This window comes from Streptomyces sp. NPDC030809, assembly GCF_055572195.1.
This window is the reverse complement of sequence record NZ_JBVIDV010000023.1, coordinates 1-2,273: the sequence shown is the minus strand read 5'-3', so window position 1 is coordinate 2,273 and position 2,273 is coordinate 1. Positions and strand designations below refer to the sequence as shown.

The 2,273-nt window shown below is 71.4% G+C and carries 1 protein-coding gene; it reads left to right on the top strand.

Annotated elements, in window-relative coordinates; all coding sequences use genetic code 11:
* Positions 1-273 precede the first annotated feature (273 nt).
* Positions 274-2,273, top strand: a 2,000-nt coding sequence (locus tag ACZ407_RS26995; protein WP_468132608.1) for a type I polyketide synthase, incomplete at its 3' end; no start/stop codon positions are given.

Genomic DNA, 2,273 nt, shown 5'->3' with positions numbered 1-2,273 from the left:
GGAGGAGGGGTGATGGGGGGGTTTTTCTCTCTCTTTTTTTTTCGGGTGCCTTTTGGGGGGGAGGGGGGGGGGGGGGCCCTCCCCCCCCGCCCCCCCCCCCCCCCCACCCCCTACTGGGCCGCCCCTACCGCAGTGCCCCTGCCGCCCCCTGTTCCCGGGCGAAGTAGGGGACCAATAGGGGTGTAGGGGCCACCCTTCCCTTGATTACAGTCGGCCACTGCATTGCGTTCTTTCGCAATAGCGGTGTCTTCACGTACAGGGGGATCAGGTCGCATGTCTCAGTCCCGCGCCGGCTTCACCGGGACCGGAATTCCGGACGACGCAATCGCCATTGTGGGTCTCTCCTGTCGACTCCCGCAGGCTCCCGACAAAAACTCCTTCTGGAACCTGCTCAGGAGCGGGCGCGACGCGGTCGGCGAAGTGCCCGCGGAGCGCTGGAATTCCGAGGGACTTCCCCCGAGCGTGCGACACGGTGCATTCCTCGACCGGGTGGACGGTTTCGATCCCGCTTTCTTCGGGATGTCCCCCCGCGAAGCCTCGATGACGGATCCGCAGCAGCGGCTCATGCTGGAGCTGGCCTGGGAGGCGTTCGAGGACGCGGGCATGCCGCTGCACGCGGTGCGCGGCAGCCGTACGGGCGTCTTCGTCGGTGCGATCGCGAACGACTACGCGGTGCTGCTGAACCGCCAGGGGCTGTCGTCCCTCACCCAGCACTCCCTGACCGGCACCCAGCGCGCCATCATCGCGAACCGCGTCTCCCACACCCTCGGACTGCACGGCCCCAGCCTCACGGTGGACACCGCGCAGTCCTCCGGCCTGGTGGCAGTGCTCCAGGCGTACGAGAGCCTGCGCTCGGGCGCGTGCGAACTGGCCCTGGCGGGCAGCGTGAACCTCAACATCGTGCCCGAAAGCGCCCTGGCAGCCGAGCGGTTCGGCGGCCTGTCCCCGGACGGCCGCTGCCACACCTTCGACGCGCGGGCCAACGGGTACGTACGCGGCGAGGGCGGCGGGGCCGTCCTCCTCAAGCCCCTGGCCCGGGCGCTGGCCGACGGCGACACCGTCTACTGCGTGATCCGGGGCGGTGCCGTCAACAACGACGGGGCGACGGACGGACTCACGGTGCCGAGCGCGGCCGCGCAGAGCGAGGTGCTGCGACTCGCCTACGAGCGGGCGGGCGTCTCCACCGCGGACGTCCAGTACGTGGAACTGCACGGCACCGGAACCGCCCTGGGCGACCCCGTCGAGGCCTCGGCCCTGGGGGCGGTCCTCGGCACGGCCGCCGACCGCCGCCGGCCGCTCGCGGTCGGCTCGGCCAAGACGAACGTGGGCCACCTGGAGGGGGCGGCGGGGATCGTCGGCCTCCTCAAGACCGCGCTCTCGCTCCACAAGCGCGAGATCCCGGCCAGCCTCAACTACGAGTCCCCCAACCCGCGGATCCCGCTGGACGACCTCAACCTGCGGGTGCAGCAGTCGCTTTCGGCCTGGCCGGAGCCCAGTCAGCCCCTCGCCGGGGTCAGCTCGTTCGGCATGGGCGGCACCAACTGCCACCTGGTGCTCCAGGGGATGCCGGCGACGCCGGCTGCCGACGACCAGTCAGGTGAGGAGTCGGGTGAGGAGTCGGGCGCGGGCAAGGGGTCGCGTGCGAGCGACGCCCCGGAGCGGGCGGAGGGCGCGGGCCGGCTGGTGCCGTGGCTCGTCTCCGGGCGCGGTGAGGACGCCCTGCGGGCGCAGGCCGAGCGGCTGCGCGCGTTCGTCGCGGAGCGGCCGGAGCTGGACGTGCACGCCGTCGCGCTGTCCTCGGCCGTGTCGCGTGACGCCTTCGAAGACCGCGCAGTGGTGCTCGGCCCGGACCGGGAGAGCCTGCTGCGGGGACTCGGTGCGCTGGCCACGGGGGTGCCGGCGGCCCGGGTCGTACGCGCTCGGGGGCCTGTCCCCACGGCAGGCTCCCGAGTGGCGTTCCTGTTCTCGGGGCAGGGCAGCCAGCGGCCCGGAATGGGACGCGAACTCTACGACGCGTTCCCCGTGTTCGCAGCCGCCCTCGACGAGGTCTGCACACACTTCGACCAGCACCTCGAACAGCCCCTGCGCGACGTCATGTTCACCCCACCCCAGACAGACCACACCGAGCCGCTGCTGAACCAGACCGCCTACACCCAACCCGCCCTGTTCGCCATCGAGGTCGCCCTCTTCCGACTCCTCGAATCCTGGGGCATCCACCCCGACATCATGACCGGACACTCCATCGGCGAACTCACCGCAGCCCACCTCGCCGG